The following is a 25872-nucleotide window of genomic DNA, read 5'->3' on the forward strand; positions in this document are numbered from 1 at the left end:
CCATGACCCATGTGAAAATCGGCGGGCTGACCGTCGGCAATGACCTGCCCCTGACCATAATCGCCGGTCCCTGCCAGTTGGAGGGACTTGATCACGCACTGATGATTGCCGGGGCGATGGCACAGGCCTGCGCCACAGCGGGCGCGCAATTCGTGTTCAAGGGCAGCTATGACAAGGCCAACCGCACCTCGCTCTCGGGGCGGCGCGGGATCGGGATGGAGGCGGGGCTGGCGGTGCTTGAGGCCGTGCGCGCCCGGCTGGGCTGCCCGGTGCTGACCGATGTGCATGACGCGGCCCAGGCGCGCGAGGCGGGGGCGGTGGTCGATGTGATCCAGATCCCGGCATTTCTGTGCCGCCAGACCGATCTGTTGCTGGCCGCAGGCGCCACCGGCGCCGTGGTCAACATCAAGAAGGGTCAGTTTCTGGCCCCTTGGGACATGGAAAATGTGGCGGCCAAGGTCGCCTCGACCGGCAACCCCAACATCCTGCTGACCGAACGCGGCACCTCGTTTGGCTACAACACGCTGGTGGCCGACATGCGCTCGTTGCCGATCATGGGCCGCATGGGCTGGCCGGTGATCATGGATGCCACCCACGCCGTGCAGCAGCCCGGAGGGCTTGGCGGCGCCTCGGGCGGGCAGCGCGAATTCGCCCCCGTGTTGGCGCGTGCCGCCGTCAGTCTGGGCATCGCGGGCGTGTTCATCGAAACCCACGAAGCGCCCGATACTGCACCCTCCGACGGGCCGAACATGATCCCGCTCGACCAGATGCCGCGCCTGATCGACAGCCTGATGGCCTTTGACCGGCTCGCCAAGGCCGACCCGATCCGGCTCTGACCCGCCCTTCATCTTGGCCGAAATATCCTCGGGGGGTGAATGGGCCGCAGGCCCAGAGGGGGGCAGACGGCCCCCCTGCCCGGTCACGGCTCAGGCTACCTGACCTGCCGCCCAGCCCGATGACCAGGCCCACTGAAAGTTATAGCCCCCCAGCCAGCCGGTCACATCGACCACTTCGCCGATAAAGAACAGCCCCGGCACGGCACGGGCCTGCAACGTGCGCGCCTCCAGCGCCGCGGTGGACACGCCCCCCAGCGTCACCTCGGCGGTCCGGTAGCCCTCCGACCCGACCGGGCGCAGCGTCCAGCCCTGGACCTGCGCCACCAGCCGATCCAGCGCCGCATTGCCCTGATCGGCCAACCGCCCCGACAGCCCCGCCTCGGCCACTGCAAAGGCCGCCAGCCGCTCGGGCAGGTGCCGGGCCAGGGCATTGTGCAGCGCGACCTTGCCCGCGCTGGCCCGCTGGCCCCGCAACAACGCCCCCAGATCGGTGCCCGGCAACAGGTCGATCGTGATCGACTCGCCCTCGCGCCAATAGCTGGAGATCTGCAAGATCGCCGGCCCCGACAACCCGCGATGGGTGAACAGCACCGCCTCGTCAAAGCCTTGCCGCCCAAAGCGCACCCGCGCGGGCACCGCAACCCCCGCCAGTGGCGCGGTGCGCGCCAGATCCTGTTCGGCCAGCGTCAGCGGCACCAGACCCGGCCGGGTTTCGGTCAGCGCCAGCCCGAAGGCTTCCGCAATCCGATAGCCAAGACCCGTCGCCCCCATCTTCGGGATCGACTTACCCCCGGTCGCCACCACAAGGCTGGCCGCGCGGAACGACCCCTCCGACGTCTCGACCACGAATCCTGCCGCCTGCCGCACCGCGCCGATGCTGACCCCCAGGCGCAGCTCGGCCCCCGCCGCGCGCAGATCGTCGGTCAGCATTGTCACGATCTGCCGCGCCGATCCGTCGCAGAACAATTGCCCCAGCGTCTTTTCATGCCAGGCAATGCCCGCCCGCTCGACCCGCGCTAAGAAATCGGCGGGCCGGTAGCGCCCCAGCGCCGAGGCGGCAAAGCGCGGATTTTCCGACACGAATCGCTCAGGTGTCGTGTGCAGGTTGGTGAAATTGCAGCGCCCGCCGCCCGAAATGCGGATCTTTTCGCCCGGCGCCTGCGCGTGATCAAGGATCACCACGCGGCGCCCCCGCCGGGCCGCCTCGATCCCGCAGAACAGGCCGGCGGCCCCGGCGCCAAGGATCAGCACATCGCAATCTTGCATTCCCTGCCCATAGCCCGCCTGTGCGGCGCCGACAATGACGAGCTGTACGTTTTTCCCCTTGCAGCCCCCCGAAGCCTTGGCTAAACACCGCCGCAAGTTGGGGCGTGGCCAAGTGGTAAGGCGTCGGTTTTTGGTACCGTGTACCGTAGGTTCGAATCCTACCGCCCCAGCCAATCTTACTGATGTGACGTTCGCCTAAGATTGGAACCTATCCGGTCCAAGTTGGCGTTTTTCCCGGGCAAGACTGGCATCTGGTGACGGACACGCCCCCTTATTGCGGACAGCGCCGCGGGGGCTGTGTTCGCCGGAATGGGGCGGAAAGCGGCCACCGCAGATGTTGTGGTCGGCACGGCGGATTTACGGGCCAGAATGCGTTGTGCCCACCGGGAGGGGGGCATGCGGCATCGCCTGTTGAGTCGGTGCCTCAGAAATTTTGGTCAATTCACAGTCAACGTGTAGGCTGTTGGCTTGTAATGGATCGGGGCACTTGGGGTGAGGGACAGCAAGGAACCGCTGTAAGCAAACTCGACTTGCGACGATGCTCGTGCAGGAAGCGGAAGGGCATGTTGGCGACAAGTCAAAGCTGGTCAGAATGGCTGGCGGGAACAGCCTGCAACGGCACCGCAAACTCGCCCACAAGTCATGGCTATTATGAATTTATTTGCAGAATTCGTGGCGAATGGTGGAGCAGAGGGGGATCGAACCCCTGACCTCGTCATTGCGAACGACGCGCTCTCCCAACTGAGCTACTGCCCCTCGCCACGGGCGGGTGTTTCGCCGATGCCGGGGGGGATGTCAAGCGAGGCGGCGGGGGGATGGGCAAGTTTTTTCGCGGGGCCCTGCCCGCCCCGATCAGCGCCCCCTCCGTCACCGCGCTGCGGGCAGCTTGGCGCGCACCATCGACACCAGATCGGCCGCAGGCCGCGCCCCGGCAAAGCGGGCGATCTCGCGCCCCTTGTGGAACAGGATGAAGGCCGGGATGCCCTGAATGCCGTAGCGCGTTGCGGCGTCGGGGTTTGCCTGGGTGTCGATCTTGGCCAGCCGCACCTGCGGCGCAAGCGCGGCAGCGGCCTTCTGGAACTCGGGCGCCATCGTCCGGCAGGGGCCGCACCACGGTGCCCAGAAATCGACCAGCAGGGGCAGATCGTCACCTTTGGCGGCCTTTTGCAGCGTGGCCAGATCCAGCGCCGCCACCTTGCCCGCGGCGAGGGGCGCGCCGCAGACCCCGCATTTTGGCGCCGAGGCCAGCTTGTCCAGCGGCACCCGGTTTGCCTGCCCGCAGTCGAGACAGACCAGTTTCACAGCTTCGGCCATTCTTGCCTCCGTCACATTCGTGTTTCAGAATATATTTGTCTGCCACGCCCCGAATGCAAGGTGTCCCATGCCCGCTGACCTGACCCCGTTCCGCGATCTGGCGCCCGATGTTCAGGCGCGGCTGCGCGATGCCTATGCAGACGCCATGGCCCGTCAGGCCACAACCTGCGCGCTGGATGAAAAGATTACCCGCTTTGCCGCCTGGCTTGCCCCGCAAGGCATCAGCTTTTCCGCCGAAGACCTGCCCCGGCGGAAATAGCCGTCATTCGGCCGCTTCGGCGTAGGCCTCGATCGGCGGGCATGTGCAGATCAGGTTCCGGTCGCCATAGACGTTGTCCACCCGGCCCACGGGCGGCCAGTATTTGTCCACCCGGAAGGCGCCGGGCGGGAAGCAGCCCTGTTCGCGGCTGTAGGCGCGGTCCCAGTCGGCCACGAGGTCTTCGACCGTGTGCGGCGCGTGGCGCAGGGGGCTGGCCTCGGCGGTTATCCGGCCTTCGGCCACATCGTCGATTTCCGCCCGGATCGCCAGCAGCGCGGTGATAAAGCGGTCCAGTTCGGCCTTGGTTTCCGACTCGGTCGGTTCCACCATCAGTGTGCCGGGCACCGGCCAGCTCATGGTGGGGGCGTGAAAGCCGTTGTCGATCAACCGCTTGGCGATATCGTCCACGGTCACGCCATGATCGGCAAAGGGGCGCGTGTCCAGAATGCATTCATGCGCGACCCGACCGCGGTTGCCCATGAACAGGATCGGATAGGCCCCGCGCAGCCGCGCGGCGATATAGTTGGCATTCAGAATCGCCACCTTGGTTGCCTGTGTCAGCCCTTCGCCCCCCATCATCAGGCAATAGGCCCATGAAATCAGCAGGATCGAGGCCGAGCCGAAGGGCGCAGCCGACACCGGCCCCTCGGTGCCGCCGGTCACCGGATGCCCCGGCAGATAGGGCGCCAGATGCGCCTTGACGCCGATGGGCCCCATGCCCGGCCCGCCGCCGCCGTGCGGAATGGCAAAGGTCTTGTGCAGGTTCAGGTGGCTCACGTCCGACCCGATCTCGCCGGGTTTGGCCAGCCCCACCAGCGCGTTCATGTTGGCGCCGTCCAGGTAGACCTGCCCGCCATAGGCATGGGTCAATTCGCACACCCGGCGCACGGTTTCCTCGAACACGCCGTGGGTAGAGGGATAGGTGATCATGCAGGCGGCCAGCCGGTCGCCTGCGGCCTTGGCCTTTGCGGCAAAATCCTCGATGTCGATATCGCCGTTCGGGGCCGATTTGACCACGACGACCTGCATCCCCGCCATCTGCGCGCTGGCCGGGTTGGTGCCATGCGCCGACACCGGGATCAGGCAGATGTCGCGGTGCTCCTCGCCACGGGCGCGGTGCCAGGCAGCGATGGTCAGCAAGCCCGCATATTCGCCCTGCGCGCCGGAATTGGGCTGCATCGAAAAGGCGTCATAACCCGTGATCTCGCACAGCTTGGAGGTCAGATCCTCGATCGCCTCGGCATAGCCCTGCGCCTGATGCGCGGGGGCAAAGGGGTGCAGGCTGGAAAAGCCCGGCCAACTGATCGGCATCATCTCGGCCGCAGCATTCAGCTTCATCGTGCATGACCCCAGCGGGATCATCGCCCGATCCAGCGCAAGGTCGCGGTCCGACAGGCGGCGCATGTAGCGCATCATTTCCGATTCCGCCCGGTTCATATGAAAGACCGGATGGGTCAGATAGTCGGACTGGCGCAGCAGGCCCTCGGGAAAGCCAAGGCCGCTGACGGGCTGCACCGGGTCGTGGATGCCAAAGGCATCCAGCAGCCGCGCGACAATCGCCGGTGTGGTGGTTTCATCGACCGAAATCCCCACCCGGTCGCGACCCACCTTGCGCAGATTGATGCCGCGCTGTTCGGCGGCCGCCAGAATGCCCGCCTGCCCCACGCCCACCTCGACGGTGATCGTGTCGAAAAACGCCCCCGGCCGCACCTTGGCGCCCGCATCCTTCAGCGCATTGGCCAACGACTGCGCGGTGAAATGCACGCGCTCGGCAATCGCGCGCAGCCCGCGCGGGCCATGGAACACCGCGTAGAACGAGGCCATCACCGCCAGCAACGCCTGCGCCGTGCAGACGTTCGACGTGGCCTTTTCGCGCCGGATATGCTGTTCGCGCGTTTGCAAGCTAAGCCGGTAGGCCCGCCCGCCCCGCGCGTCGATCGACACGCCGACAATCCGGCCCGGCATCGCGCGCTTGAATTCATCCCGGCACGACATGAAGGCCGCGTGCGGCCCGCCATAACCCATCGGCACGCCAAACCGCTGCGCGGAGCCGATGGCAATATCGGCCCCCATCGCGCCCGGTTCTTTCAGCAGACACAAGGCCAGCAGGTCGCAGGCCACGATGGCCACCGCCTTGGCCGCATGAAGCGCCTCGATTTCGGCGGTAAAGTCGCGCACATGGCCATAGGTGCCGGGGTATTGGAAGATTGCGCCAAACACCATGCCCGGCTCCAGCGCGTCGGGGGCGCCGACCAGAACCTCGATGCCGAGGGGCTGCGCGCGGGTGCGGATCACGCCGATGGTCTGCGGGTGGCAGTTCTCATCGACAAAGAACACCCGCGCCTTCGACTTGGCCACCCGCTCGGCCATCGCCATCGCCTCGGCGGCAGCGGTCGCCTCGTCCAGCAGCGAGGCATTGGCCACCGGCAGCCCGGTCAGGTCACAAACCATGGTCTGGTAGTTCAGCAGCGCCTCCAGCCGACCTTGGGCGATTTCGGGCTGATAGGGGGTATAGGCGGTATACCACGCCGGGTTTTCCAGAATGTTGCGCTGGATCGCGGGCGGGGTGACGCAGCCGTAATAGCCCTGCCCGATCAGGCTGACCATCACGCGATTCTTTGCCGCCACCGCGCGCATCTTTTCCAGTGCTGCGTGTTCGGTCAGCGGCTCCCAGCTCAGCGCCGTGGTTTGACGGATGCTGCCGGGCACGGTTTCCTCGATCAGCGCATCCAGCGAAGGTGCCCCCACGGCCTGCAACATCTCAGCCATCTCGACGGGCGATGGGCCGATGTGGCGACGGTTGGCGAAATCATAGCTGTCATAGGCGGTGGGGGTAAAGGTCATGGCATCCTCAGCCGATCAGAGCCTTGTAGGCGGCTTCATCCATAAAGCTCTCCAGCGCCGACATGTCGGCAGGCTTCATCTTGAAAAACCACGCCGCCCCCAGCGGGTCTTCGTTGACCAGCGCGGGGGTGTCGGCCAGCGCCGCGTTGACCTCGACGATCTCGCCCTCCAGCGGCGCCAGAATGTCAGAGGCCGCCTTGACGCTTTCGATCACCACGATCTCGGCGCCCTTTTCGACCGGGCCGGGCTCGGGCAGTTCGACGAACACCACATCGCCCAGCGCCTCCGCGGCATGCTCGGTAATGCCCACCACGACCACATCGCCCTCGACGCGCAGCCATTCGTGATCTTCGGTATATTTCATGAGAAGTCCCTCAGCGTTTGTAGGTTGTGGGGTGAAACGGCATCGCCACGATGCGCGCAGGCAGGCGTTTGCCGCGCAGGTCGCCGTAGACGATGGCGCCTTCGGGCAGATCGGCAGGCAGATAGGCCATGGCGACAGGCGCAGTTACCGACGGGCCGAACCCGCCCGAGGTGATTTGCCCGATGGGCTGGCCACCCTCGGCAGCGGCAAATATCTCGACCCCCTCGCGCATCGGTGCGCGGCCCTCTGGGGCCAATCCCACGCGCCGCCGCACCGGACCATCGGCCAGTTCCGCCAGAATCCGCGCGGCGCCGGGAAAACCGCCCTCGCGCGCCCCGCCCGTGCGGCGGGCTTTCTGGATCGCCCAGGCAAGGCCGGCCTCGACCGGGCTTGTGGTGGTGTCAATGTCATGACCATAAAGGCACAGCCCCGCCTCCAGCCGGAGGCTGTCGCGCGCGCCCAGACCGATGGGAGCCACCTCATCCATCGCCAAGAGCGCCTCGGCGAAGGCCAGCGCCTGCCCCTCGGGCACCGAAATCTCGAATCCGTCCTCGCCGGTGTAGCCGGAACGCGAGACCCAAAGTTCGGCCCCCGCCCAGACGAAGATACCCACATCCATGAACCGCATCGCCGCCACCCCCGGCACCAGCCGCGCCAGCGCGGCCTCGGCCGCAGGCCCCTGCAAGGCCAGCAGCGCGCGGTCGGTGATTTCGTTCACCTCAAGGTCAAGATGCGCGCGCAGATGCGCCAGATCGGCCTCCTTGCACGCGGCATTCACCACGACAAACAGATGATCTCCCCGGTTGGCCACCATCAGGTCATCCAGTATCCCGCCCGCAGGGTTAGTGAACATCGCATAGCGCTGCCGCCCTTCGGCCAGCCCCAGCAGATCGACCGGCACCAGCGCCTCCAGCGCCGCCGCCGCATCCCCGGCCCGGCCCGAGGCCGCGCGCACGATCACCTGCCCCATATGGCTGACATCGAACAGCCCCGCCGCTGCGCGGGCGTGCAGATGCTCCTTCAGCACCCCCAACGGGTATTGAACCGGCATCTCATAGCCCGCAAAGGGCACCATTTTCGCACCCAAGCGGATGTGCAGATCGTAAAGACCCGTGCGCATCAGGTCGGCCATTGCCGCCCCCTTTCCCATCTCGCCGGATCGCCCGGCATCGTGCCCAAGGCAGCCACGCTGCCCAAACCGATGCCCCCTCTGTCCCTACCCCGTCGGGGCGCCTGAGATCGTTATCCCTTCGGCGGGCGCAAACGCGCCTCTCTCCAGAGTCCTTTGTCAGAACGGTCCCTTGCGCCTGAGAGTTTACCGGGGCGGTTGCTCCTTCGGCACCGATGGGGGCAGTGCCCCGCCGGATTCTCCCGATCCTGACGCCCCAAGCACTAGCCGAGCCGCCCCGGCACTGGCAAGGGGGATAAACGCAACCGACGCGTTCGGGCTGAAATCGACAGCACAATGACCAAGGCCGGGTCGCAAAACCCCGCCTCTCCCCTTCATCTTGGCTCAAATATCCTCGGGGGGTCCGGGGGGCAGACGGCCCCCCGGCCTTGGCACCCTTTCCGGGGCCTCAGCCCTTGGCGCGGATCTTTTGCAACATCGGCATCAGCTCGGCCATTTCCGGCCCATGCGCCTGCCCGGTCAGCGCCTTGCGCAGCGGCATGAACAGCCCCTTGCCCTTGCGGCCCGTCGCCTCTTTGACCTTCGCGGTCCACTCGGCCCAGGTGCTGGCCGTGAACGGCGGGTTCGGCAGCAGCGCCAGCGCGGTGGCCACGAACTCGGCATCCTCGGGGTCGATCACCGGCTCGGCCCCTTCCAGCACCAGATCGGCCCAATGGTCGATCTCGGCCAGCAGGGTGATGTTGTGGCGCGCCACCTCCCAGAACCGTTCGGCCCAGGCTTCGGGGATGCCCAGCATGCGGATATGCGCATACACCACCTCAAAGGGCAGGTTCTGGTTGCGCTCGCGGGTCAGCGGGATCAGATCTTCGGCGTCGAATTTGGTGGGCGCCGCGCCGAACTGGTCCAGATCGAACCCCTGGGCCAGCTCGTCCAGGCTGATCTTCAGCTCCACCGGCTGCGACGACCCCAGCCGCGCCATCAGGCTCAGCAGCGCCTCGGGCGCCACGCCCTGCGCGCGCAGGTCGCGCAGCGACAGCGTGCCCAGACGTTTCGACAATTCCTCGCCCTGCGCGCCGGTCAGCAGGCTGTGGTGGGCAAAGCGCGGCGGCCGCCCGCCCAGCGCCTCCATGATCTGGATCTGCGTGGCGGTATTGGTCACATGGTCGGCGCCGCGCACGATATGGGTGACCCCCATCTGAATGTCATCGACCGACGAGGCGAAGGTATAAAGCACCTGCCCGTCGGCCCGGATCAGCACCGGGTCCGACACCGAGCCCGCATCAATCGAGATCGGGCCAAGGATGCCGTCTTCCCATTCGATCCGGGTCTGGTCGAGCAGAAAACGCCAGTAACCGTCACGCCCCTCTTCGCGCAGGCGGTCCTTGTCATAATCCGACAGCTTCAGCGCCGCGCGGTCATAGACCGGGGGCTTGTGCATGTTCAGCAGTTTCTTGCGTTTGAGGTCCAGTTCGGTGGGGCTTTCGAAACATTCGTAAAACCGCCCCGAGATGCGCAGCGACTCGGCCGCCGCCTCATAGCGGTCCATCCGCTCTGACTGCCGTTCGAGCCGGTCCCAGGTCAGGCCCAGCCATTCCAGATCTTCCATGATCGCGTCGGCATATTCCTGTTTCGACCGTTCGCGGTCGGTATCATCCAGCCGCAGAATGAACATGCCGCCGGATTTGCGCGCGATCAGATAGTTGAACAGCGCGGTGCGCAGGTTGCCGACGTGAATATAGCCGGTGGGTGACGGGGCAAAGCGGGTGACGGTGGTCATGGGCACTCTCCTGTTGTCTTCGCTCTTTCACACAGCGCGGCTTTTGTCCATATCGGGGCAAGACAGGAGGGCCGCCATGCACGCTTGGAAAGGGCGCACCGCGCCGGGGATCGAGGTGATCGAGACGATGGCCGAGGCCGCGCGCGCGGCCCTGCCGCCCGCCTTCGCGGGGCTGGCGGCGCAGGTGGTGCTGCGGGTCGAGGATCTGGCCTGCGAAGAGATGCTGGACGAACTGGAAATCGACGATCCGTTCGAGTTGACCGGGCTTTACGAAGGCCCCCCCCTGACCGAGAAATCGGTGATGGATCAGCCCGCGGGACCGGATGTGATCTGGCTGTTCCGCCGCGCCATTCTGGACGAATGGGTCAGCCGCGGCGATGTGGCGCTGGAGGAACTGGTGGCGCATGTGATGGTCCACGAACTGGCGCATCACTTTGGCTGGTCGGATGACGACATCGCCGCCATCGACCGTTGGTGGGAATAGCTGCACAGCGGCTGTGCAGCCCCGCGCGCTGGCCTTTGGGCCCCCCTGCGCTAGCTTTCGCGCAAGGTCAACCAAGGGAGGCACGACCATGACCCACCCCCGGCTTACCCGCCGCACCGCGCTGATGGCCGCCGCCGCGGCGCCGTTCCTGCCCGCGCTGGCACCCCGACCGGCCGCTGCCGCCGCCGCACCGCAGGGTGCAGCCTTTGCCCCGTTCCATCGCGTGACGCTGGGCGGGTTCGAGGTGACAACGCTGCTCGCGGGCAGCCGCGTGATGGAGGCACCGCAGACGATCTTTGGGCTGAACGCCACACCCGAGGAGTTTGCCGCCACCTCGGCTGCTGCCTTTCTGCCCACCGACAAATCGCGCAACTTCTTTACCCCGGTTCTGGTCAATACGGGCCGTGAACTGGTGCTGTTCGACACCGGGCTGACCCCCGAGGGCATCACCGCCGCGCTGGCCAGTGCGGGTGTCACCCCCGATCAGGTCGATCTGGTGGTTCTGACGCATATGCACGGCGACCATATCGGCGGGCTGTCAGATGGCGCCACCCCCACCTTTCCCAACGCCCGCTATGCCACCGGCCGGGTGGAATTTGACCACTGGGCCAAGGCCGGGAACGACGGCTTCGAGGCCAAGGTGCGCCCGCTGGCCGACAAGATCGCCTTTCTTGAAGACGGCGGCGCGGCGGCACCGGGCATCACCGCGATGCTGGCGCCAGGGCATACGCCGGGGCACATGGCCTACCGGCTGGACAGCAACGGCGCGGGCCTGGTGCTGATCGCCGATGCGGCGAACCACTATGTCTGGTCGGTCGAACAGCCCGACTGGGAGGTGAAATACGACGCCGACAAGGCACAGGCCGCCGCCACGCGCAAGCGCCTTCTGGGCATGATCGCGGCCGACCGGCTGCCGTTTGTCGGCTATCACATGCCCTTCCCCGGACTGGGCTATCTGGAGCCGAAGGGGCCGGGCTTCCGCTTTGTGCCCGCGTCCTATCAACTCAGCCTGTGATCCGGGCGCGGCGGGCGGGCGCGGCGGGCGGCGGCGGAGGAACGACAACAGCGCGGCCCCGCCGCAATCGCAGGGCACTGCCCGGCCGGGCAGCGCCCTGACCCAGACCAGAACCGCGGCGAATTTCGGCATCTCACCCCGGTCGCGCCCGCCGGCTTTGCCAAACCGCAGTTTTTCGGCCCCCGCCGCGCGACGCGCGCAACGACGCCTTGGAACCGTCACGTGAACCTGTCAGTGTCGCCGGGCAACAGCCCAAGGCCCGCAATGATCCCGATCCTGACCGTCACCCTGAACCCCACCGTCGATTTCTCGACCTCTGCCGAAACCGTCGCCCCCGACCGCAAACTGCGCTGCGCCCGCCCCGAGGCGAACCCCGGCGGCGGCGGCATCAACGTCAGCCGCGCGATTGCCATTCTGGGCGGGCATTCCACCGCCTTTGTCGCCGTGGGCGGGCCGGTGGGTGACAAGCTGGTGCATCTGCTGGCCGAGGCCGGGATCGGCCTTGCCCCCTTTCCCGCCCCCGCCGAAACGCGCCAGAGCTTTTCGGTGATCGACCGCACCACCGGCGAGGAATACCGATTTGTGATGCCGGGGCCCGACTGGCCTGCCCGTGCGGTGACCGAGGCGCTGGCGCGGATCGGGCGGGCGGCGCCGCGCGGCGGGATCGTGGTGCTGTCGGGCAGCCAGCCGCCCGGCGTGCCCAGTGATTTTCCCGCCCGTCTGGCGACCCGCATCGCCCGCAGCGGCGCACGGATGATCCTTGATACCTCGGGCGCGCCGCTGCACCGGCTGCTGGCGGCGCAGGCGCGCCCGGTCTGCGTGCTGCGGATGGACGACATGGAGGCCGAGGAGCTGGCGGGCCGCCTGCTGCCCAGGCGCGAGGACAGCGCCGATTTCGCGCAATCGCTGGTGCATCAGGGCATTGCGCAAATGGTGATCGTGGCGCGCGGCGACGAAGGCTCGGTGCTGGCCACCGCCACCGAACGCTGGCATTCCGAGGCGGCCAAGGTGCCGGTGCAGTCCAAGGTGGGGGCTGGCGACAGTTTCGTGGGCGGCTTTACGCTGGCCCTGGCACGCGGGGCCAGCCCGGAACGCGCGTTGCAGATCGGCACCGCGGCGGCCAGTTCGGCGGTGATGACCGAGTCGATCGACCTGTGCCGCGCGGCCGATGTGCGCCACCTGACGCCGCTGTGCCACCTGAGCCGGGTCTGACCCGGCGCAGGCAAAGCGGACAGGCGGGCGCCGATGGCCTACTAGCCCTTGGCGGCCAGCACATCCTCGGGCGTGCCCACCGCGCGGGTCGCGGCATCCTTGGCGATGCGCTTGACCATGCCCGACAGCGCCTTGCCTGCGCCGATCTCCCAGAACTCGGTCACGCCCTGCGCGGCCATCCACGCCACCGACTCGCGCCAGCGCACCGAACCCGTGACCTGTTCCACCAGAAGCGCGCGGATCAGGTCGGGGTCAGAGACCGCTTCGGCGCGCACGTTGGCCACCAGCGGCACCACCGGCGCCGCGATCGCCACATCGGCCAGCGCCGCGGCCATGGCGTCGGCGGCGGGCTGCATCAGCGCGCAATGGAAGGGCGCGGACACCGGCAGGATCACCGCGCGCTTGGCGCCGCGGGTCTTGGCGATCTCGACCGCGCGTTCCACCGCGGCCTTGTGGCCCGACACCACCACCTGCGCAGGGTCGTTGTCATTGGCGGCCTGACAGACATCGCCCTGCGCGGCCTCGGCCGCGACCTCGGCGGCGGTGGCGAAATCAAGGCCCAGCAGCGCGGCCATGGCGCCCACGCCGACCGGCACCGCCGATTGCATCGCCAGCCCCCGCAGCCGCAACAGCCGGGCGGTATCGGCAACCGTCAGGCTGCCCGCGGCGCACAGCGCGGAATATTCGCCCAGCGAATGGCCCGCAACAAAGGCCGCCGAGGTCACCGCGATGCCCTCGGCCTCCAGCGCGCGCAGGGCGGCGATCGAGGTGGCCATCAGCGCGGGCTGGGCATTGGCGGTCAGCGTCAGCGCCTCGGCCTCGCCCTCCCAGATCAGCGCCGACAGCTTTTCGCCCAAGGCTGCATCCACCTCGTCAAACACCGCCCGTGCGGCGGGGTAGGTTTCGGCCAGCGCGCGGCCCATGCCGATGGTCTGCGCCCCCTGCCCCGGAAATACGAATGCGCGGCTCATGCTGTTCTCCTGCACCAGTTTGGCCTGCCTTAGCGCGCGGGCGCGCGACGCACAACTGCTGTGCGACCGCGGGTCTGGGCAGGGCAGCGGTCACGCCCTACCCTTTGGCAAACGTCAAAGGATGCATCATGCCCCTTGCCAGCACCCCCCGCAGCTATGGCGGCCCTGCCCGCCTGTTCCACTGGCTGACCGCGCTGTTGATTGTGACAGCCGCGGCGCTGGGCCTTTGCGCCACCGGCCTGCCCACCGGCAGCCCCGAACAGGTCGCCGCCGCAGTGACGGCATTTTCGGCGCACAAGACGATCGGGGTGGCTGCGTTTTTCGTGGCGCTGGCGCGCATTCTCTGGGCGGTCACGCAGCCGCGCCCCGCCCCGCTGCACCCCGCGCGGCGGCTCGAAACCCTTGCCGCCGAAACCGTGCACTGGGCGCTTTATGGCGCAATGCTGGTGATGCCGCTGTCGGGCTGGGTCAAACACGCAGCTCAGGCGGGGTTTGCCCCGATCTGGGGCCCCTTCGGGCAGGGACTGCCCTTTGTGCCGCAAAGCGCGGCGCTGGCACAGGCTGCCGGCGCGGTGCATGGGCTGGCGGCCTGGGTGCTGGGGGCGGCGGTCGCACTGCATGTGGCGGGCGCGCTGAAACATGCGCTGATCGACCGCGACGCGACATTGGCGCGGATGACGCACGGCCTTGCGGCGGGCAGCGGCGCGCACCGGGCGGGCCGTGCCGCCCCCGCGCTGGCGCTGTCGATCTGGGCGGGGGTAATGGGCGTGGCGGTGCTGCCCGGCGCGGCCACGCGCCCCGGCACGCCCACGGCCCCCGCCCCCGTTGCCAGCGCCGACATCTGGCAGGTGCAAGAGGGACGGCTGAGTTTCACCGTCCGGCAGATGGGGGCCGAGGTCACCGGCAGCTTCGCGGACTGGCAGGCGCAGATCGACTATACCCCCGAAACACGCGCGGGTCAGGTGACGGTTGACATTGCACTGGCAAGCCTTGGCCTTGGGGCGGTCACGGCGCAGGCGCTGGGGCCTGAATTCCTTGACGCCGCCAGCCACCCCACAGCGCGATTCAGCGCCGCCATTGGCGAAACCGATGGCCAGCTTGCCGCCACCGGCAGGCTGGAGTTGCGCGGCGCCACGATGCCGGTCACGCTGCCCTTCACGCTGGAAATGGTGGACGGCACCGCCCGGATGACCGGCACCACCACGCTTGACCGGCGCGATTTCGGGATCGGCGCGGGCTATGGCGACGAGGCGACGGTGGGCTTTGACGTGCGGGTCGATGTGGCGCTGACCGCCACGCGCAGCAGCACCACGAACAACTGAAAAGGCCACCGGGTTGCCCCGGTGGCCCGCAAGGCTGACAAGCCGCCTGTTTATTCGGCCTTCATCGCCTCGACCGAGATCTGCACCGCCACCTCGTCGCTGACGAAAGGCGCGAACTGGCCCATACCATAGTCAGACCGCAGCACCGTCGTGGTGGCCGAGAAGCCCGCCCAGGGCTTTTTCGCCATCGGATGTTCGCCCGCAGCGTTCAGCACGGCCTCCAGCACCACGGGCTTGGTGATCCCGTTCATCGTCAGATCACCGGTGATCCGCGCAGTCTTGTCGCCCGTCACCTCGATCGCGGTCGAGGTGAAGCTGACAGCCTCGTTCGCCGCCGAATTGAAAAAATCGGGCGACATGAAATGATCGAACCGTTCCTGCCAGCCGGTCAGCATGGTGGTGACCGGAAAGCTGACCGTCACCGACGAAGCGGCGGGGTTTTCGGCATCAAAGCTGATCGTGCCGTCAAAGCCCGAGAACATGCCCGTGGTCGTCGAATAGCCCAGGTGGTTGTAGGAAAACACGATCTGGCTGTGGCTGGCATCCAGCGTGTAGGTTTCGGGGGCGGCGAGGGCCGAGGTGGCCAGACCAAGGCCAAGGCCCGCGGCAAGAAGGATGGATTTCATCGGAAGTCTCCCTTTCTCCGGTGTTGCGCTGTGTCAAAGGTGGAGCTTCGCTGGCCTTGCGGCAATTGCACAACCGCCCACAGCCCCTGTTCACCGGCGCACCTCGCGCGCCGGGGGACAGCGGCGCAAACCGGCGCGGGCGCGGCCATTTCGCTTGCATCGGGCGCGCGCTCCTCTATAAGTCCGCATCCTTCCGCATTTGCGAAACCGATGCAGCCTCTCGTGGCGGGGCGCGGAAGGTCTGACCCGCCTATGAAGCGCATCCGAAACGACAGGAGCTTACATGCCGCTTTACGAGCATGTCATGATCGCGCGTCAGGACCTTTCCAACGCGCAAGCCGAAGGGCTGGTCGAGCATTTCTCCACGGTGATCGCGGATAACGGCGGCAAGATCGTCGAAAGCGAATACTGGGGCGTCAAGACGATGGCCTACAAGATCAACAAGAACCGCAAAGGCCACTACGCCTTCCTGAAATCGGATGCGCCCGCCGCCGCCGTGCAGGAGATGGAGCGTCTGGCCCGTCTGCATGACGACGTGATGCGCGTGCTGACCGTCAAGGTCGATGCGCACGAGGAAGGCCCCTCGGTGCAGATGCAAAAACGTGACGAGCGTGGCGACCGCCCCGAGCGTGGCGACCGCCCCGACCGCGGCGACCGGGGTGGCGAGCGCCGCGAGCGTTTCGACCGCGGCGACCGTCGTTGATCTGGCAGCTGGAAAGGACATAAACAATGGCGAACAAACCGTTTTTCCGCCGCCGCAAGGTCTGCCCCTTCTCGGGCGACAACGCGCCGAAGATCGACTACAAGGACGTGCGCCTGCTGCAGCGCTATATCAGCGAACGCGGCAAGATCGTGCCCGCGCGCATCACTGCCGTTTCGGCGAAAAAGCAGCGTGAACTGGCCCGTGCGATCAAGCGCGCCCGCTTCCTCGCCCTGCTGCCCTACGCCGTGAAGTAAGGAGAGACACCCATGCAAGTCATCCTTCTGGAACGTGTGGCCAAACTTGGCCAGATGGGCGAAGTGGTCAAAGTCAAAGACGGCTATGCCCGCAACTTCCTGCTGCCGCAGGGCAAGGCGCTGCGCGCCTCGGACGCCAACATCAAAAGCTTTGAGGCCAAGAAGGCCCAGCTTGAAGCCCGCAACCTCGAAACCCGCAAGGAAGCCGAGACCGCTGGCGCCAAACTGGACGGTCAGAAGTTTGTGGTGATTCGCTCGGCCTCGGATGCCGGTGCGCTTTATGGCTCGGTCACGGCGCGTGATGCGGCCGAAGCGGCCACCGCGGCGGGCTTCTCGGTTGATCGCAAGCAGGTCACAATCCTGTCGCCGATCAAGGATCTGGGTCTGCATGACGTTTCGGTGGTGCTGCACCCCGAAGTGACCGTGACGATCACGATGAACGTGGCCCGTTCGGCCGAAGAAGCCGAACTGCAAGCCTCGGGCAAGTCGATCCAGCAACTGGCGGCCGAGGCCGACGCGGCTGCCGACTTCGAGATTGCCGAACTGTTCGACGAGATCGGCGCCGCCAACGAGGACGGCGAAGACCTCTGATCCCTTCGGGGTTGCAGATCGAAACCCGCGCCGGGCAACCAGCGCGGGTTTTCTCATGGCGGATGATGACAATGGACCGACCGCCGCGGTGCGGCTAACAATCGGGGCACGGGCGTCGGGCGCCCCGGTCTGAGAGGCCCCATGCGGTATGACATCTGCATTATCGGCGGCGGAATTGTCGGGCTGGCAACCGCGCTGAAACTGTTGGAGCGCGAACCAGGCGCGCGGCTGGTCGTTTTGGAAAAGGAAGACCGGGTAGCCTTTCACCAGACTGGCCATAATTCCGGCGTGATCCATGCTGGGGTCTATTACGCGCCGGGCAGCCTCAAGGCGCGGCTGTGCCGGGCGGGCTGCGATGCGACCAAGGCCTTTGCCGAAGCCCATGGCGTGCCGTGGCGCCTGACCGGCAAGATGATCGTGGCCACCGATGACGACGAGGCCCTGCGGCTGGATGCGCTGGAATTGCGCGCCCGCCAGAATGCGCTGGCCGTCGAACGACTGGACGCGCGGGCCCTGCGGCAGCGCGAGCCGAACATCGCCGGGGTCGGTGCGCTGTTCGTGCCGGAAACCGGGATCATCAACTACCAGGCGATGTGCGCGCGAATGGCCGATCTGCTGCGCGCCCAGGGGGCCGAAATCCGGCTGTCTACCCCCGTGACCAGCCTGCGCGAAACCGACAGCGCGGTTTTCATCCAGACCCCGTCGGGGCAGGTGGTGGCAGATCGGCTGGTGGTCTGCGGCGGGTTGCAATCGGACCGGCTGGCCCGGATGGCGGGGCTTGACCCCGATTTCAGGATCGTTCCGTTCCGTGGCGAATACTACCGCCTGCCCACCGGTCTGAACGGCATCGTCAACCATCTGATCTATCCGGTGCCCGACCCGGACCTGCCGTTTCTGGGGGTTCACCTGACCCTGATGATCGACGGCAGCGTGACGGTGGGGCCGAATGCGGTGCTGGGGCTGGCGCGCGAAGGGTATGCCAAGGCGGCGCTGTCGCCGCGCGACATGGCCGACTATCTGGGCTTTGCCGGGTTCTGGAAGGTGATGGGCCGCAACCTCCGGTCTGGCGCGGCCGAGATGCGGGATTCGCTGTGGAAGCCAGGCTATCTGCGGCTGTGCCGGAAATACGCGCCGGGGCTGCGGCTGGCCGATCTGCGCCCCTGCCCTGCGGGCATCCGGGCGCAGGCGGTGCTGCGCGATGGCACGCTGGTGCATGACTTCATCTTTCGCGAAACCGGGCGGGCGCTGTTCGTCTGCAACGCGCCCTCACCTGCTGCCACCTCGGCCCTGCCGATCGGCGCGATGATCGCCGGGCAACTTGTGGGGCGGGCCTGAGCAGGCCAGTGGCGCGTACCTTGGGCCGGGGGCCGAATCGAGGGCCGTAAGTGACCTCACGGAAGCTGGAGGCGCCCGAAGACAGGCAGGCAAAGGGCGATTTGTCGCACTGAAAACAGGCGGGAGATGTATTTGACAGCGGATGCATCAGATGGACCGGTTTCGGGAGGATCTTCCGAAGTGAAGGGTGGCTCGGGCGACGATTATCCGCACCGTCGAAGGGGGCCTCGTAAAACGTTGACCAGGTGTTGACAAGAATTTGGAACGACAAAAGCCGAGCGTTATGCTCGGCTTTGAAGTCTGTGATAATACTGGTAATTTTGGTTGCGGGGGCAGGATTTCAACACTGTTTGGCGCGATATCGGGCTGCCTGAAATCTCATTCGAAGCAGGGGCGGCCCGTGGCCGCCCCTGCATTTCCTGAACATCCCTGATCAGAACCGGCGCTCGAAGCCCAGTTGGAAGCTGGTTCCTGTGCGGTTTCCAATCCGGTCTGCGATGATCCGAGCGTCATAGGTAGTCAAGCCGTCTTCCGAGTTTCCGGAGATCCCGACCTCTGCCCCGCCACCGCATGCTTGTGTCACCGTATCGGTACGGACCTCCTGGCAGACAAGCCGCGGAGCGAAGCTGAACACGCTCAGGCTATCGACAACCGGCAAGCCGTCCAGTGAGAAGCGGAACTCTGGCCGGAAGGTGATGTCCGCCAAGGATACCGAACCGGCATCAAGGCTGAGCGTATCATCGACCAGGCCATAGGCACGACCGGTGAAGCCCACGTTGCCGATCCATGTCCGCCCGTAGCTGAAGGCCAGCTCGGGAAGGAACTGATAGTGACCGCGATCAATCACGCCGCTTAGCGAAGCTCCGAAGGTCAATGTCCGGGTCGTGTAGTCACTCTCCAGAGCGAGAACATCGTTGGCCATGGCGAGATTGTTCCGCCCTGCACCGAAGCTCAGGAAGCCGTCAGTGAAGAGGTTCTCACGCACCTCGTGAACAGCATACCCACCCAGCGTCAAACCGAGGCGCCGATTATCACCCTCGAACGCACCCGCGATATTCGACTGGGAGACCTCACCGCCGATGAAGTAGCCGAGCATGGTGCGGTCAGAGACCATACGTTCCCAAGCGACCCGCCCAGTGAGGGTCGCAGTGGAGGATCCCGTCTCACCATCGTGCTGGATATCGAAGTCACCAAACACGAGCCGACGGGCTCTGCCATCGAGGCCCGATGCCTGACCAAAGAAGGTACCGCTCGTGCTCAGCGTCGGGCCATTCACAATAAAGGATCCGGACACGTCGAAAGGAACTGATTGAGGGTTTGTAAGATCAGGATCGCAGTATTCACTCTGAAGGGCATCAACATCAGCACCGCATTCTCTATTCTGGCGCTGATCTGCCATGAAACGATCTCGAGCGGCTCGCACCATGCGCTGGTTGGCTCCCAAAGTGCTGCGGAGTGACATCTCGGCCTCGTCCCAGATTACACGTAGTATCTCTTCGCGATACTCGTCGAAAGCCGTCGCCGGAGAACCCGCCAAAACGCTGTATTCATTGGATGCGGAATTTCCATTTCCACCGGAGTTTACCACAGCATCCGCAAGAACTTGGACGATAACTGTATTTCCCAAGACCGGTTCAATTTCGGCGACAAACTGCATCTCTGATCCCATGGCCCGAGCCACTGACGCGACGGTTCCGTTTTCAACCCTTATCTCAGAGGCTTCAAGGTCTGCCGAAACCGGTTCGTTGAATTCTATCGTTACAGAAAACTGCTCGGTCACAACTTCTGTCGGACCACTGATGGACACATTCGGCACCATAGTATCTGCCGCGTATACAGTTGCTTTGCTACGCAACAGTTCGTTTCCTGCATCATCGAAGGCAGTGACCGACACCGCGATCGTACTGCTCCTCAAAGAACCTGGCGCAAGTGTATAGGTTGCGACCCAAACACCTGCACTTTCCTCGGTAGCGACAGCCTCAGCCAATCCGCCAAAGCCCGACAAATCGACGAACACTTGATCAATCGTGTCTGAATTATTCGCAACCCATGTGACAGTAACTGTATCGCCAATCTTGAATGCGCTTGCCGGGCCGGTCCCACCTGTTACTGCGATGTGGCCATCAACGACCGTGGGTGCGATGTTGTCCACGACCGCGTCGTCCGCCCCATTTTGCGTTGAGGTGTTGCCAGCAAGGTCCGTGGCTGTGACGATGACGTTGCGCCCCACAAGATCGATTGTCCCGTCAACAATCGTATAACTTGCTTCCCAGACAGCAGAGTTATCCGCGCCGACAACTGCGCTCCCGCCACCAAATTGCGAAAAGTCAAAACTGACCCCAGAAATATCTTCGTTGTCATCACCAGCAGAAGTGCTGTCCCAACGTGCCGTGACCATATCGCCGATCCTGAAAATGCCGTCAGAGCCCGACGCGCCACTGACCGAAATGTTTCCAGCCGTGATAACCGGCGGCGTCGCATCGACCTCAGCATCGGAGGTGTCGGTGACTGTCGCGCTGTTACCGGCCTCATCGGTTGCGGTAACAGAGACATTCAAACCCGATCCGGTCATGCGGGCGCCACCCATGTGGTGATAACTCAGATCATAGGGCAGGTCGGCACCGTTGTTCCAGACCTCGGGCGGCATCTTCATCCGACCCAGCCCGGTGCGGATCAGCATCCGCGCCACCTCCAGCGTGGCGGTGCGCAGCGTCTGCCCGTCAATCGGCGACAGTTGCCAGTCAAGCCCCGCCTTGCGCAGCCCGAACCGGTCGCGCCCCTCGACCAGCACGATGCGGCTGGCGGGGTTCGGGGCCTGTTCGCCGACGCTGAATGTGTCGCCGATGAAGAAATAATCCTGATCGAACCGCAGCCCCTGCACAAAGGCCGCGCCCTCGGTGTCGGACGGGTCCAGCGCCGTGCGCTGCACATTCGACAGATGCACGACGCAGTTCAGCGTGCCGGCCCGGCGCATGAAGGCCGGACTGGGGCTAAGCGCCAGAACACCGCGTTCTGCGCGCAGGAATTTTTCGGCGCCCCAGTAGCGGTAATGCGAAAACAGCCGCCGGGTGACGAAATAGGCGCCATTGTAGAACAACGGATGTTCCATGAAGCAGCGGCCCACCATCCCGCCCTGATTACCGAAACGGTCCGCGTTGCGTTCGTTCAGCAACAGCAGAAAGCGGGAATTCTCGATCCCGCCCATCGCCAGCACGAACCGGTCGGCCTGAACCGCGGCGCTGGCACCGTCATAGCCCTGCACCTGCGCCGCGGTGATCCGCCCTGTTGCGCCATCCACCGACAGACCGGTGACGTTGGCGTTCAGCACCACGTCGATGGCAGCCGACTGTTCCAGCGCCGCGCGGTAAAAGCTGCCAAAACGCAAAATTTCGACGCTGGTCACCTGATGCGGCTTGCGCTGCGTGCTCCAGCGTTGAGTGATGGCGTCCAGATCGCCATCAAACAGGCGACGGGTCTGGCCGATCTCGATGGTGCGCAGCATGGCCGCAGCACCCGCCTCATAGGGTTTCAGATCGCCCGCCCTGATCGGCCAGCCCGACAGCGGCACATCGGCGCGAGGTTCGAAATCGAACGGCTCCAGCGCCAGACAGCGGCCGCCCCAATGCCCCGTGGTGCCGCCCAGATAGCGCAGCCGTGGCCCGCGCAGGTCAGGGTATTCCTGCCCCAGAATCTCGCCGTCATACAGATCCTGCGACTCGGGCGTGTAATCGTGATCCCCCGCCTCCAGCAGCAGAACGCGCTGGCCGCCCTCGGCAAGTTTTAGCGCCAGCGTGATGCCCGCCGGGCCGCCGCCGACGATGCAGACGCCATAGCGCGCAGCCAGCGGCGGCAGACCGGGCCGGGCATTCAGGATCATGCGCCCGCCTCGGGCGGGGTTGCCGCGCTATCGCCCCGGTCAAGCACCCAGCCCCCGACAAGGGTCAGATCGGGCGCCGCCAGCCGCGGCAGCGGATTGTCTTGCGCCTTCAGCGTCGCAACCCGCGTCAGCGGGGCGGCGACCGCAACGGCGGCAAGCCCCCCGGCCAGCCCGCGCCGGGTGATCCGCCGTCCCGTCTGCCCCTGTGTCCGATCCGCCTTGCCCACTCCGCCTCCTCCTTGCCGCGCGGGTCAGACCGCGATCTTGTTCTCGGCCCCGGTCGCAATCTCGGCCAGCCGGTCGCGCCGCGCCGCCATCGCCGCCGTTTCGGGCAAGCCGAAATGGTCCAGAACCAGCGCCCAGCGGTGCAGCCAGTCATGCCGGGCCAGCGCATGGGCCAGATTGACCCGCCGCCGCCGGTCCATCTCGGCCGGGTCATCCAGCATCCGCGCCACCTGTGCCGCCGCCTCGGCGGGTGTTTCCGACAGCCGCACAACCGCCTCGGGCCAGTCGAAATGGCGCTGGTAATCGGCAGTGGTCGGGGCGTAGCCAACCTGCACCGCCCCCCCGGCCATCCCCTCGACATGACGCGGCCCCCACGAGACCTCGCCCTGACGCTGATCGCTGTGGCCGATCTTGGCGTAATCGACCATGAACAGCTTGGACCGCTGCACAAGGCTGGCCAGCAGATCGCGGTGGGTCACATGATCGGCGGCAATCGGCGGACGGGCGGAAGAGTCATACAGATAAAATCCGTCACGCGCGCGCATCATTGTCAGCAATTCACTGTGCAATTCCGGGCGCTTGCGGCCCATATAATAGACATCAACGGGCCTGTCCGCCGTCATCCGGGGCGTGGCAAAGCGCATCAGATCGGCAGCCCCCGGCAGGTGGATCACCGGGCGCCCGGTGACCTGATGGATCAGCGGGCACAGGGCCTCGAAGGCGCAGGTGATCAGGTCGAACTGCGCCAGCGACCTCATCAGCGGCAGGAACTGCGTCACCGCCGGGGTCCATAATTCCTCGATCACGCAAACCGCAAGGCCGGAACGGCTGCGCCAGTCGGGCACCGCGTCCAGCCCCAGACATTCGACGGGCTTCTGCACGAAACAGCAGAACAGATCACAGGTGTTGCCCAGCGGCTTGTGCCCCACGCCCGAGGGCATCCGCGCGAACAGGTCGCTGCGCTGCGACAGATAGCGTTTGGCGCGAAACATCCAGAAGCGATTGTCTGGCCGGGTCGGACTGAGGAGAATGGCCCGCTCGACCCCGGCGACCACATCCTCGAATTCAAACCCCGAACAGCGCGACACATCCTGCGTCAGTGCGCGCTGTGAAAAAATCACGACCCGGCGTCGTTCCGTTGCTGCGCCCTTACCCTGCAAGACCGCCCCGCCTGCGCTGAGGTGAATGAACCGTTTCCGCAACGTCAGACTGCGCGGAAGCCGATTCATTATCAAGGATTTAATGCGCCTCGAACGGCGGGCTTTGCCGTTTCAGCCTTTGGCGTCCCCCGCCACGACAGCCGCACAATGGCACGCCAGCCGGTCCTTCAGCGGCCCGATCTCCGCCCGGCTCCAGCGGCCGCTCCGTCCCCGCTTGTCACACAGCAGCGCGCCGTCGGGTAGCGCGGCAAGACGTTCGGGCTTGTGCTCTGCACCATTGAACGTGACTGCGGCGATAGAGGCCCGGCGCGCGCGCACCCATGGCGCGCGATTGCGAAGCCAGCCCAGGATGCGGCCCCGCGTCAGCACCTCGCGCCGGAACATCACCCCCAGCCGGGAGGGAACCCCGGCGATCCGGTTCCAGCCAAACCACGAAATGAAACGATCATCGTTGTTCATCACCTGGGCAGGGCCGGAACCGGTCTCGTAAAGGCGCTGGAAGGTGTCGGCCAGGTTCGGCTCTGCCGCCGAATGAAACGCCAGAATCGACGAATTGCCAACCGCCATCCGGCGCCCGCGCGTCAGGCGAAACCGCGCGCGCCGCAGCCGACCAAAGCCGATCAGATTGCCCGGCGGAAGCATGAAGATGTCGTTGCGGTCCTGCACCAGCGCCGCGATCCGGCCCAGATCTCCCGTCACCGCGGTGTCGAGGTCAAGATAGACGCAGGGCATGTCGGGCGGCAGCACGCTCCGCGAAAACAACGACAACTTGATCACATAACCGCCGCGGCGAAACTCGGGCCGGTCAAAGAACTCCGGGATCGGCACCGCACGCACCCGGATATCAAGACCGGGACGCGGGCGATCCGTCAAAAGCACCACCTCGGCACAGCCCGTGGAAAGCGTTAGCGCCGCCCCGGCCAGTGCATTCACATGCGCGACCGAATAGGCATCGCCCCACAGCACCAGAACCAGACACCACCGCTTGCCCATCGGCCGCCCCCGCTTTGTCTGCCCACACCGATGCGGTCGGGTTTACCCCCAAACCTCGCAGAACTCCCGCCACTCGCCCCGGCTCATGCCCGAGGTCTCGAAAGTCACCGCCTCGCCCGCCAGTCGGCGTTTCAGCGCCTCTGCGGCCTTGCCCGACAGGTTGACCCCGCCCAAACGGTAATCCTCGAAGGCGGCATAGGCCTGCGGCACCCAGTCTTTGACGATCGCGCACATGGTCTGGGCGTAAACGCGGATTTCGTATTGCGCGTGGTGGTCGGCGCGCAGGCGCAAGAAGTGGAACAGGTTGTGCAGGTCGCATTTCCAATACCACTGGGTATAGATGTTTGCGGGCAGGTTCATGCGGGCCAGTTCGCGCGCAAGGCCCTTCTGGCCCTCGGTGCTCAACATGTCTTCGTAATGGTCGTAGGCGCGCATCGCATCCTCGCGCAGGATGTCCAGCACGCGCTGCGCCTCGGCGCCCTCCAGCAATTCGCCCCGGCCCTGATTGTTCACCGTCGATTGCGCGGCAAGCTGATCGGGCGCGGGGATGTAGAACTCCCGGTCAAGGATCGAATAGCGCGCCGAATATTCGTTGACGTTGGCGGTGCGGTGCCGGATCCACTGCCGCGCCACAAAGACCGGCAGCTTGACGTGAAACTTGACCTCGCACATCTCGAACGGGGTCGAATGCCAGTGCCGCATCAGATAGCGGATCAGCCCCGCATCATCCGAAACCGCCTTGGTGCCGCGACCATAGCTGACGCGGGCGGCCTGACAGATCGCGGCATCGTCGCCCATGTAATCCACCACCCGGATCAGCCCGTGATCCAGCACCGGATGAGCCACATACAGATGCGCCTCCATCCCGTCAGAGATGGCGCGCAGCGTGGGGCGCGTGGTGGCGCGGGCCTCGGCAATCTCGGCTTCCTGGTCTGGCGTCAGCGGCATCATCATCCTCCGGGGTCTCGAATCGGGCGCACTGTAGCGGGGAAGTCGCAGCGCCGGAACCTTGCACGCCGCCGCGGCGCCGGCGGGGGCTGCAAGATTGACATTTTGCGACATGTTCGGCAGCGTTTCGGCCGAGGCTGGTTATCAGAAAGAACAATAACATGTCGAAATATCTTTTGTCTGTCGCCGTTGTTATCGGGCTGGCCTCGTGCGGGGGCAGCCCGTTCGATGCCCAGGTGGATGAAGGAGGCGGCGACGGCGACGGCACCACCCTGCCGGGTACCGAAAACCCCACGGCGCAGTCGGCGATCACCCGCTATGAGCCGGAAGACGGCAGCGGGTCGGGTTATGTCAGGTCTGTCAGCTA

Annotated in this window: 24 protein-coding genes, 2 tRNA genes and 2 riboswitches; of the genes, 12 read left to right on the forward strand and 14 right to left on the reverse strand. The window is 65.8% G+C overall.

Features of this window, described 5'->3' with window-relative positions; translation table 11 throughout:
- The first annotated feature begins 2 nt into the window (after nt 1-2).
- Nucleotides 3-836, forward strand: a complete 834-nt coding sequence (gene kdsA / locus C5F46_RS08660; protein ID WP_107324963.1) for a 3-deoxy-8-phosphooctulonate synthase — start codon at nt 3-5, stop codon at nt 834-836.
- 90 nt (nt 837-926) lie between these two features.
- On the opposite strand, the gene C5F46_RS08665 is transcribed toward kdsA, so the two are convergent.
- The gene (locus tag C5F46_RS08665; RefSeq protein ID WP_107324964.1) at nt 927-2102 is read right to left on the reverse strand and encodes a BaiN/RdsA family NAD(P)/FAD-dependent oxidoreductase; all 1176 of its coding nucleotides are present in this window, start codon (nt 2100-2102) and stop codon (nt 927-929) included.
- A 98-nt stretch (nt 2103-2200) separates the two neighbouring features.
- Here C5F46_RS08665 and C5F46_RS08670 point away from each other — a divergent pair.
- Nucleotides 2201-2275: transfer RNA gene (locus C5F46_RS08670), tRNA-Gln, on the forward strand.
- 507 nt (nt 2276-2782) lie between these two features.
- Here the strand turns inward: C5F46_RS08670 and C5F46_RS08675 are convergent.
- Both C5F46_RS08675 and trxA read right to left on the reverse strand, forming a co-directional pair.
- Nucleotides 2783-2858, reverse strand: a tRNA-Ala gene (locus tag C5F46_RS08675).
- 111 nt (nt 2859-2969) lie between these two features.
- Nucleotides 2970-3416: a thioredoxin gene (trxA, locus tag C5F46_RS08680; RefSeq protein ID WP_107324965.1), complete on the reverse strand. Its 447-nt coding sequence runs from the start codon at nt 3414-3416 to the stop codon at nt 2970-2972.
- 67 nt (nt 3417-3483) lie between these two features.
- Between trxA and C5F46_RS08685 the strand changes: the two genes are divergently transcribed.
- Nucleotides 3484-3675 carry a hypothetical protein gene (locus tag C5F46_RS08685; protein WP_107324966.1) on the forward strand — a complete coding sequence of 64 codons (192 nt, stop codon included), beginning with the start codon at nt 3484-3486 and terminating at the stop codon, nt 3673-3675.
- Between the two features lie 3 nt (nt 3676-3678).
- Here C5F46_RS08685 and gcvP read toward each other — a convergent pair whose 3' ends face one another.
- The 4 genes from gcvP to gltX all read right to left on the reverse strand — a co-directional run bounded on the left by gcvP (nt 3679) and on the right by gltX (nt 9789).
- A complete protein-coding gene (gcvP, locus tag C5F46_RS08690; RefSeq protein ID WP_107324967.1) occupies nt 3679-6519 on the reverse strand; it encodes an aminomethyl-transferring glycine dehydrogenase in 2841 nt (946 codons plus the stop codon).
- Nucleotides 6520-6526: 7 nt separating this feature from the next.
- Entirely contained in the window at nt 6527-6883 is a 357-nt protein-coding gene (gcvH, locus tag C5F46_RS08695; protein WP_107324968.1) for a glycine cleavage system protein GcvH, read from the reverse strand.
- A 10-nt stretch (nt 6884-6893) separates the two neighbouring features.
- On the reverse strand, nt 6894-8015 hold the full coding sequence (gene gcvT / locus C5F46_RS08700; protein ID WP_107324969.1) for a glycine cleavage system aminomethyltransferase GcvT: 1122 nt from the start codon (nt 8013-8015) through the stop codon (nt 6894-6896).
- A gap of 86 nt (nt 8016-8101) precedes the next feature.
- Nucleotides 8102-8165: riboswitch (glycine riboswitch) on the reverse strand.
- Nucleotides 8166-8167: 2 nt separating this feature from the next.
- A riboswitch (glycine riboswitch) is annotated at nt 8168-8267 on the reverse strand.
- Between the two features lie 193 nt (nt 8268-8460).
- Nucleotides 8461-9789 (reverse strand): glutamate--tRNA ligase, encoded by a 1329-nt coding sequence (gene gltX / locus C5F46_RS08705; protein ID WP_107324970.1) that lies wholly within the window; start codon nt 9787-9789, stop codon nt 8461-8463.
- 76 nt (nt 9790-9865) lie between these two features.
- Here gltX and C5F46_RS08710 point away from each other — a divergent pair, with 76 nt between their 5' ends.
- From C5F46_RS08710 to C5F46_RS08720, 3 genes are all read left to right on the forward strand, one after another.
- Nucleotides 9866-10273 (forward strand): metallopeptidase family protein, encoded by a 408-nt coding sequence (locus C5F46_RS08710; RefSeq protein WP_107324971.1) that lies wholly within the window; start codon nt 9866-9868, stop codon nt 10271-10273.
- Between the two features lie 88 nt (nt 10274-10361).
- Nucleotides 10362-11288, forward strand: coding sequence for an MBL fold metallo-hydrolase (locus tag C5F46_RS08715; protein WP_107324972.1), 927 nt, complete (start codon nt 10362-10364; stop codon nt 11286-11288).
- Between the two features lie 264 nt (nt 11289-11552).
- Nucleotides 11553-12500, forward strand: a complete 948-nt coding sequence (locus C5F46_RS08720; protein ID WP_107324973.1) for a 1-phosphofructokinase family hexose kinase — start codon at nt 11553-11555, stop codon at nt 12498-12500.
- A 41-nt stretch (nt 12501-12541) separates the two neighbouring features.
- Here C5F46_RS08720 and fabD read toward each other — a convergent pair whose 3' ends face one another.
- A complete protein-coding gene (fabD, locus tag C5F46_RS08725; protein ID WP_107324974.1) occupies nt 12542-13471 on the reverse strand; it encodes an ACP S-malonyltransferase in 930 nt (309 codons plus the stop codon).
- A gap of 128 nt (nt 13472-13599) precedes the next feature.
- Here fabD and C5F46_RS08730 point away from each other — a divergent pair, with 128 nt between their 5' ends.
- Complete coding sequence (locus tag C5F46_RS08730; RefSeq protein WP_107324975.1) at nt 13600-14793, forward strand: cytochrome b/b6 domain-containing protein; 1194 nt, start codon at nt 13600-13602, stop codon at nt 14791-14793.
- Between the two features lie 50 nt (nt 14794-14843).
- On the opposite strand, the gene C5F46_RS08735 is transcribed toward C5F46_RS08730, so the two are convergent.
- On the reverse strand, nt 14844-15419 hold the full coding sequence (locus tag C5F46_RS08735; protein WP_107324976.1) for a YceI family protein: 576 nt from the start codon (nt 15417-15419) through the stop codon (nt 14844-14846).
- 283 nt (nt 15420-15702) lie between these two features.
- On the opposite strand from C5F46_RS08735, the gene rpsF reads away from it, so the two are divergent.
- The 4 genes from rpsF to lhgO all read left to right on the forward strand — a co-directional run bounded on the left by rpsF (nt 15703) and on the right by lhgO (nt 18302).
- Nucleotides 15703-16122, forward strand: a complete 420-nt coding sequence (gene rpsF / locus C5F46_RS08740) for a 30S ribosomal protein S6 (protein ID WP_107324977.1) — start codon at nt 15703-15705, stop codon at nt 16120-16122.
- Between the two features lie 26 nt (nt 16123-16148).
- On the forward strand, nt 16149-16376 hold the full coding sequence (rpsR, locus tag C5F46_RS08745) for a 30S ribosomal protein S18 (RefSeq protein WP_105514010.1): 228 nt from the start codon (nt 16149-16151) through the stop codon (nt 16374-16376).
- A gap of 12 nt (nt 16377-16388) precedes the next feature.
- Nucleotides 16389-16967 carry a 50S ribosomal protein L9 gene (gene rplI, locus C5F46_RS08750; RefSeq protein ID WP_107324978.1) on the forward strand — a complete coding sequence of 193 codons (579 nt, stop codon included), beginning with the start codon at nt 16389-16391 and terminating at the stop codon, nt 16965-16967.
- A gap of 141 nt (nt 16968-17108) precedes the next feature.
- A complete protein-coding gene (gene lhgO / locus C5F46_RS08755; RefSeq protein ID WP_107324979.1) occupies nt 17109-18302 on the forward strand; it encodes an L-2-hydroxyglutarate oxidase in 1194 nt (397 codons plus the stop codon).
- Between the two features lie 433 nt (nt 18303-18735).
- Here lhgO and C5F46_RS08760 read toward each other — a convergent pair whose 3' ends face one another.
- From C5F46_RS08760 to thyX, 5 genes are all read right to left on the reverse strand, one after another.
- Nucleotides 18736-22179: a hypothetical protein gene (locus tag C5F46_RS08760; RefSeq protein WP_107324980.1), complete on the reverse strand. Its 3444-nt coding sequence runs from the start codon at nt 22177-22179 to the stop codon at nt 18736-18738.
- Nucleotides 22176-22406 carry a hypothetical protein gene (locus C5F46_RS08765; RefSeq protein ID WP_107324981.1) on the reverse strand — a complete coding sequence of 77 codons (231 nt, stop codon included), beginning with the start codon at nt 22404-22406 and terminating at the stop codon, nt 22176-22178. The genes C5F46_RS08760 and C5F46_RS08765 overlap by 4 nt, the downstream gene beginning before the upstream one ends.
- A gap of 24 nt (nt 22407-22430) precedes the next feature.
- Nucleotides 22431-23525, reverse strand: coding sequence for a glycosyltransferase (locus C5F46_RS08770; RefSeq protein WP_168796799.1), 1095 nt, complete (start codon nt 23523-23525; stop codon nt 22431-22433).
- A gap of 150 nt (nt 23526-23675) precedes the next feature.
- On the reverse strand, nt 23676-24557 hold the full coding sequence (locus C5F46_RS08775; protein WP_107324983.1) for a hypothetical protein: 882 nt from the start codon (nt 24555-24557) through the stop codon (nt 23676-23678).
- Between the two features lie 42 nt (nt 24558-24599).
- Nucleotides 24600-25505 (reverse strand): FAD-dependent thymidylate synthase, encoded by a 906-nt coding sequence (thyX, locus tag C5F46_RS08780; RefSeq protein WP_107324986.1) that lies wholly within the window; start codon nt 25503-25505, stop codon nt 24600-24602.
- A gap of 161 nt (nt 25506-25666) precedes the next feature.
- Here thyX and C5F46_RS08785 point away from each other — a divergent pair.
- Nucleotides 25667-25872: hypothetical protein (locus C5F46_RS08785; RefSeq protein WP_146160219.1), on the forward strand; the 206-nt coding region annotated here is incomplete at its 3' end.

The organism is Phaeovulum veldkampii DSM 11550 (genome assembly GCF_003034995.1).
Classification (GTDB): domain Bacteria; phylum Pseudomonadota; class Alphaproteobacteria; order Rhodobacterales; family Rhodobacteraceae; genus Phaeovulum; species Phaeovulum veldkampii.

What these genes read in the sequence shown, in the direction of transcription:
- C5F46_RS08685 (WP_107324966.1), top strand. Translation starts at nt 3,484, where the DNA reads ATGCCCGCTGACCTGACCCCGTTCCGCGATCTGGCGCCCGATGTTCAG.
- gcvP (WP_107324967.1), bottom strand. Translation starts at nt 6,519, where the DNA reads ATGACCTTTACCCCCACCGCCTATGACAGCTATGATTTCGCCAACCGT.
- C5F46_RS08735 (WP_107324976.1), bottom strand. Translation starts at nt 15,419, where the DNA reads ATGAAATCCATCCTTCTTGCCGCGGGCCTTGGCCTTGGTCTGGCCACC.
- fabD (WP_107324974.1), bottom strand. Translation starts at nt 13,471, where the DNA reads ATGAGCCGCGCATTCGTATTTCCGGGGCAGGGGGCGCAGACCATCGGC.
- rpsR (WP_105514010.1), top strand. Translation starts at nt 16,149, where the DNA reads ATGGCGAACAAACCGTTTTTCCGCCGCCGCAAGGTCTGCCCCTTCTCG.
- lhgO (WP_107324979.1), top strand. Translation starts at nt 17,109, where the DNA reads ATGCGGTATGACATCTGCATTATCGGCGGCGGAATTGTCGGGCTGGCA.
- kdsA (WP_107324963.1), top strand. Translation starts at nt 3, where the DNA reads ATGACCCATGTGAAAATCGGCGGGCTGACCGTCGGCAATGACCTGCCC.
- C5F46_RS08710 (WP_107324971.1), top strand. Translation starts at nt 9,866, where the DNA reads ATGCACGCTTGGAAAGGGCGCACCGCGCCGGGGATCGAGGTGATCGAG.
- C5F46_RS08775 (WP_107324983.1), bottom strand. Translation starts at nt 24,557, where the DNA reads ATGGGCAAGCGGTGGTGTCTGGTTCTGGTGCTGTGGGGCGATGCCTAT.
- C5F46_RS08665 (WP_107324964.1), bottom strand. Translation starts at nt 2,102, where the DNA reads ATGCAAGATTGCGATGTGCTGATCCTTGGCGCCGGGGCCGCCGGCCTG.
- C5F46_RS08720 (WP_107324973.1), top strand. Translation starts at nt 11,553, where the DNA reads ATGATCCCGATCCTGACCGTCACCCTGAACCCCACCGTCGATTTCTCG.
- gcvH (WP_107324968.1), bottom strand. Translation starts at nt 6,883, where the DNA reads ATGAAATATACCGAAGATCACGAATGGCTGCGCGTCGAGGGCGATGTG.
- gcvT (WP_107324969.1), bottom strand. Translation starts at nt 8,015, where the DNA reads ATGGCCGACCTGATGCGCACGGGTCTTTACGATCTGCACATCCGCTTG.
- thyX (WP_107324986.1), bottom strand. Translation starts at nt 25,505, where the DNA reads ATGCCGCTGACGCCAGACCAGGAAGCCGAGATTGCCGAGGCCCGCGCC.
- trxA (WP_107324965.1), bottom strand. Translation starts at nt 3,416, where the DNA reads ATGGCCGAAGCTGTGAAACTGGTCTGTCTCGACTGCGGGCAGGCAAAC.
- rplI (WP_107324978.1), top strand. Translation starts at nt 16,389, where the DNA reads ATGCAAGTCATCCTTCTGGAACGTGTGGCCAAACTTGGCCAGATGGGC.
- C5F46_RS08730 (WP_107324975.1), top strand. Translation starts at nt 13,600, where the DNA reads ATGCCCCTTGCCAGCACCCCCCGCAGCTATGGCGGCCCTGCCCGCCTG.
- C5F46_RS08760 (WP_107324980.1), bottom strand. Translation starts at nt 22,179, where the DNA reads ATGATCCTGAATGCCCGGCCCGGTCTGCCGCCGCTGGCTGCGCGCTAT.
- rpsF (WP_107324977.1), top strand. Translation starts at nt 15,703, where the DNA reads ATGCCGCTTTACGAGCATGTCATGATCGCGCGTCAGGACCTTTCCAAC.
- C5F46_RS08715 (WP_107324972.1), top strand. Translation starts at nt 10,362, where the DNA reads ATGACCCACCCCCGGCTTACCCGCCGCACCGCGCTGATGGCCGCCGCC.
- gltX (WP_107324970.1), bottom strand. Translation starts at nt 9,789, where the DNA reads ATGACCACCGTCACCCGCTTTGCCCCGTCACCCACCGGCTATATTCAC.